General features: G+C 49.7%; 3 protein-coding genes and 1 tRNA gene. 3 read left to right on the top strand and 1 reads right to left on the bottom strand.

Annotated features, from left to right (window positions below; genetic code table 11):
- Positions 1-135: 135 nt before the first annotated feature.
- The gene (locus tag AC5M9B_RS04360) at positions 136-609 is read right to left on the bottom strand and encodes an FxsA family protein (RefSeq protein WP_019270135.1); all 474 of its coding nucleotides are present in this window, start codon (positions 607-609) and stop codon (positions 136-138) included.
- A 269-nt stretch (positions 610-878) separates the two neighbouring features.
- On the opposite strand from AC5M9B_RS04360, the gene AC5M9B_RS04355 reads away from it, so the two are divergent.
- The 3 genes from AC5M9B_RS04355 (at position 879) to AC5M9B_RS04345 (ending at position 5,223) form a co-directional block, all read left to right on the top strand.
- Positions 879-955, top strand: a tRNA-Pro gene (locus AC5M9B_RS04355).
- Positions 956-1,241: 286 nt separating this feature from the next.
- Entirely contained in the window at positions 1,242-2,606 is a 1,365-nt protein-coding gene (locus AC5M9B_RS04350; RefSeq protein WP_039407251.1) for a sodium-dependent transporter, read from the top strand.
- Between the two features lie 169 nt (positions 2,607-2,775).
- On the top strand, positions 2,776-5,223 hold the full coding sequence (locus AC5M9B_RS04345) for a DNA translocase FtsK (protein WP_487648301.1): 2,448 nt from the start codon (positions 2,776-2,778) through the stop codon (positions 5,221-5,223).
- The last annotated feature ends 116 nt before the right edge of the window (positions 5,224-5,339 follow it).

The following is a 5,339-nucleotide window of genomic DNA, read 5'->3' as shown; positions in this document are numbered from 1 at the left end:
GTAATGTATATTTGCTCATAAAAAAACTGCACCTTGTGAGTTGGAGGGGATGTGTCCAACTTTTGGGGTGCAGTTCATATTTTCAGACGACCTTTTTATTTCAAACCAACCATTCCGGCTGACAGATTCCGTATCTCAATCTTTTTTATGTTCGATGTAAGCCTGCTGCTTCGTATCTGAATCTTCACCTGTTACCGTATATTCGCCCTCAATCACATCATCATCTTGTGCTTTAGTTGAAAACGGCCGTTGCCCGAACATATTCCCATCCATCTCCGCTTGTACGACCGGGCGGCCTTTAAACGGCAGCAACAGCAATAATGCCAATCCCGTCGAAATAAAGCCCGGACTCATCAGGCATACCGCTGCCACAGCATAACGTATCGGCCACAGCATTTGATAAAGCGAAACCTTTCCTCCGCTCCGTATCGTCGCACCTGCCAGTAAAATGCCGGACAGACCCGTATTGCGCAGCATAAATACGCCGGACACGAAACTGATGACCATCAACAGCAACGCCACGCTGCCGCCAAGCCAGTCGGCAACCCAGACAATCGACATGATTTCCAAAAAAATCAAAACCAAAAAACCGATACCGAAAAATTGCATAATTACTGTTCCTTAATCTCTAAGCCGAAGCGATTCTGACCAATCCGTATTTATATTCGAAGCCATAGCGGATACTAACATAAAGATAAAATCCCTGCTTTCAAGCAAGGAAAATGTGAAAAACGGTAAGTATTTCCCACCTTTTCAAACCCAAGCCGATAGATATATCGATAAGATGTTTATTATCCAAATGTTTATCCGAATCCTGGCGACTTCCCCGACAAAATCCGTGCATCCCTCCGAAAATTCCTCTATAATGCCTGCTCATTCGGAATGTAGCGCAGCCCGGTAGCGCACTTCGTTCGGGACGAAGGGGTCGGAGGTTCGAATCCTCTCATTCCGACCAAATATCAAAACCTGCTTTGATTTCATGATCAAAGCAGGTTTTTTCCATATCATAGATTCGAGTATGGACACTGCCATTTTAATAGGTAGAAAATGACAGTGGATTGCCGGTGTATCCATCTATATCCCCTATTTTGTTTTCAGACGACCTTTTTCTTTATGGTTTTCCCCTGAAAAATGCAAAATTCCTAGATATTTTCACTATACTGCTTTTTGATATTCAGTTAAGAACCGTTAATCCGTTCGCGTATAATTTCAAGTTTTCTCAATAAGGCAGATGGTGTTTTATGTCTTCCAACCAACCCCGTCAAACTTGGTCCAACCGTTTGACTTATATCCTTACCGTTGCCGGCGCGACTGTCGGTTTCGGAGCGACGTGGCGTTTCCCGTATTTGGTCGGTGAAAACGGCGGCGGCGCGTATGTGTTTTTATTCTGTATCGCCATGTTTGTTATCGGTATTCCGATGATTTTGGTGGAAAACGTCATCGGACGGCGCAAAGGTGTGAACGCGCTGGATGCGTTCGGCGGCTCGATGAACGGCAAACCTGTCGCCAAAATTTGGAAACTGGTCGGCTGGATGGGCTTGATTGGTGCGTTTGGCATCATGGCGTATTACATGGTGCTCGGCGGCTGGGTGATCAGCTATATCGTTAATATTATTGGTGGAAATCTGAATATTTCCAGCCCTGTCAGCGGCGAAATAACGAAAAACTTTTTCACTGAACATATCGAAAACAGCCCTTGGGAAATTGCGTTTTATACGCTGCTGTTTGTGGCGGTGAACCAATGGATTTTGGTCAAAGGCGTCATCGGCGGCATTGAAAAAGCGGCGAAATACCTGATGCCGCTACTGTTTTTGTTCCTGATTGCCATGGTCGTGCGTAACGTTACCCTGCCGGGCGCGATGGAAGGGATTACTTTCTATCTGAAGCCTGACTTCAGCAAGATTACCGCCGAACTGTTCGTCTTCGTTTTGGGGCAAGTATTTTTCGCCCTGAGCTTGGGTTTCGGCGTGATGATTACCTTGTCCAGCTATCTGGATAAAAACGAAAATCTGGTTCAAACCGCAGTTATCACGGCAATTACCAATACCATCATCGCCGTACTGGCGGGCTTTATGATTTTCCCGTCGCTCTTCAGCTTCGGCGTTGCCCCTAATTCCGGTCCGACTTTGGTGTTCCAAAGTTTGCCGATTGTGTTCTCGAATATGTGGGCAGGACCTGTATTCGCCGTGATTTTCTTCTCGCTGCTCCTGATTGCCGCGCTGACAACTTCATTGACCATTTATGAAGTGTTGATTACAACGATTCAGGAGAAAACCAAAATCCGTCGTACAGCCGCGATTACGATTGTATTGGCTGCCATCTTCATTTTCGGCAACATCCCGTCCATTTTGAGCTATGGCCCGTGGAAAGACGTTTCCGTGTTCGGCAAAAATATTTTCGATGCCTTTGACTACATCAGCGGCAACATCTTGTTTATGCTGACCGCGCTCGGCTCCGCGCTGTTTGTCGGTTTCGTTATGAAGGACGAAGCGAAGGACGAATTGCTTTATAAAGGCAACCATACGACGGTCAATATTTGGTTTGCCTATGTGAAATACCTTGTGCCGTTGGTGATTTTGCTGATTTTCGTCAGCAACCTGTTCTAAAGTCTAATTAGGACAACAAGGTCGTCTGAAAACCTTTTCAGACGACCTTGTTTTATCAGAAACGGTAAATACGGTATAATTTGAACCAACACACATTACACCCGACGGATTGATTCCCCGTCGGTTTTCCCTTTTCAGACGACCTATACCGAATATCAAAAATCCATCCATGACCGCAAAATCCTCTAAAACCGCATCCAAACCGAAAGCCAAAACAAACGCTAAACCGACTACGCGCCGTCAAAGCCAAACCAAGGCGCAGACTGAGCCGAACAAGGTTTCCGAGCGTTTGAAGGCTGCTAAAGCGCTGCAAAAAAATGAAGAAAAAAAAGCGCGCCCCGAACACGTCGTCAATCTGATTAACGACGCGTTGTGGCTCTTCGGGCTGATGGTGACGGTCTTTATCGCCATTTCCCTCGCTAGCTTCAAAATGACCGACCCTGCATGGTCGCGCAGCGTGCCGAAACCGGACGGCATCGCCAACTTCGGCGGGCTGTTCGGCGCGTATGTTTCCGATGTCGGCTATTATCTTTTCGGACTGTCGTTTTGGTGGTGGATCGTCGCTTCGTGCGTTTTCCTCTATAAAAATTTCCGTCCGCTGCAAAAGCGCGAAAACTACAAATCGTACAACCACGGCGTTGCCGCGCTGGCTTTGTTCCTGCTTTTGGTGTGCAGCCCGATTCTCGAATACTTCACCCTTCAAAATACTTTGGACGAAACCCTGCCTGTCGGTGCGGGCGGTTTGGTCGGCGCTTTGGCTGGTTCGGGCTTGGCTTGGCTGCTGGGCAAATCCGGCAGCTTGCTGATTATGTGCGTCATGCTGCTGCTTTCTGTTTCCTTGCTGGCGCAAGTGTCTTGGCTGGAAGTGATGGCGAAAACAGGACGCAATACCGAAAGCCTGTTTTCAGGCATTTGGGGTCGTCTGAAAAAAGCATTGGGCAGACGCAAGGACGACGGCTCGACCGCCGAAGCCTTGGAAACGGAAAATACACGCCGTATGGTGAAAGAAGCCAAAAACATCACCGCCACGCCCGTTGCCCCGCTTGCAGGCAGCACCAGTAACCGCAAATCCGTCGCGGTCTCCGTCGCGCCGCCACCTAAAATTCAGGCTTCTTTGTTTGAAGACAACGAGCCGCAACAGACAGGCGAATACCACAAACCCAGCATGAGCCTGCTGCGCCTGCCCAACGGCGAACCCGTCAGCATCAATCCCGCCGAATTGGAGCGCACTGCTGAACTGATTGAATCCAAGTTGGCAGAATTCGGCATCGGTGTGCAAGTCGTGTCCGCTACTTCCGGCCCTGTGATTACGCGTTATGAAATCGAACCCGCGCAAGGCATAAAAGGCAGCCAAATCGTTGCTTTGTCTAAAGATTTGGCACGTTCCATGTCGCTGCAAGCCGTGCGCATCGTGGAAACCATCGCGGGCAAAAACACCATGGGCATCGAGTTGCCCAACGAAAAACGCCAAGACGTGATGTTGAGCGAAATCTTGTCTTCTCCCGTGTTTACCGAAGCCAAATCCAAGCTGACCGTCGCGTTGGGTAAAGACATCTCCGGTACGCCCGTCGTCGGCGATTTAGCAAAAATGCCACACCTTTTGGTCGCCGGTATGACCGGTTCGGGTAAATCCGTCGGCGTGAACGGCATGATTATGTCCATGCTTTTCAAAGCCACGCCCGACGAAGTCCGCTTCATCATGATAGACCCGAAAATGCTCGAATTGAGTATTTACGACGGCATTCCGCACCTGCTTTGCCCGGTCGTTACCGATATGCGCGAAGCAGGTCAGGCGTTGAACTGGTGTGTCGCCGAAATGGAAAAACGCTACCGCCTGCTTTCCCACGCCGGCGTGCGCAACTTGGAAGGCTTCAACCAAAAAGTCGAGGCCGCCAAAGCATCGGGCCAACCCATGCCCAACCCGTTCAGCCTGAATCCGGACGATCCCGAGCCGCTAGAAAAACTGCCGATGATTGTGGTCGTTATCGACGAGTTGGCAGACCTGATGATGACCGAACGCAAAGCCGTCGAGCAACAAATCGCCCGCCTCGCCCAGAAAGCGCGTGCCGCCGGCATCCATATGATTGTCGCGACCCAACGACCGAGCGTCGATGTCGTCACCGGCTTGATTAAAGCGAATATCCCGACGCGCATGGCGTTTACCGTGCAAAGCAAAATCGACAGCCGTACCATCCTCGACCAAATGGGCGCGGACGAACTGCTGAAATACGGCGACTCCCTGTTCCTGCAACCGGGCAGCGCCGAGCCGACTCGCCTGCAAGGCGCGTTCGTTTCAGATGACGAGGTGCATCAAGTCGTCAACTACGTCAAATCGCAAGCCCCTGCCGACTATATCGAAGGTCTGCTCAGTGGTGAAGCCGCGCTGGAAACCACCAATATCGTCAATCCAAATGCGGGCAGCGACGAACTGTTCGACCAAGCCGTCGCCTATATTCTGGAAAGCAAAAAAACCTCCATCTCCTCCCTGCAACGCCAGTTGCGCATCGGCTACAATCGCGCCGCCAACCTGATGGAAGCACTCGAAAACGCCGGTGTCGTTTCCCCCGCAGACATCAACGGCAGCCGCAGGATTTTGGCGCAAAAAGATCAGTTGTAATCTCAATAATTGCTAAAGGTCGTCTGAAAACCAAAATATTGGTTTTCAGACGACCTTGGATTCGGATTTCAAGTGCAACACTAGTGTATCAGTGGTTTGAACAGATTCAAGAATAA

Source organism: Neisseria flava (assembly GCF_982712965.1).
This window is presented reverse-complemented; position numbering and strand designations above follow the sequence as displayed.

Coding starts and splice junctions, on each gene's coding strand:
- AC5M9B_RS04360 (WP_019270135.1), bottom strand. CDS start 609: ATGCAATTTTTCGGTATCGGTTTTTTGGTTTTGATTTTTTTGGAAATC.
- AC5M9B_RS04350 (WP_039407251.1), top strand. CDS start 1,242: ATGTCTTCCAACCAACCCCGTCAAACTTGGTCCAACCGTTTGACTTAT.
- AC5M9B_RS04345 (WP_487648301.1), top strand. CDS start 2,776: ATGACCGCAAAATCCTCTAAAACCGCATCCAAACCGAAAGCCAAAACA.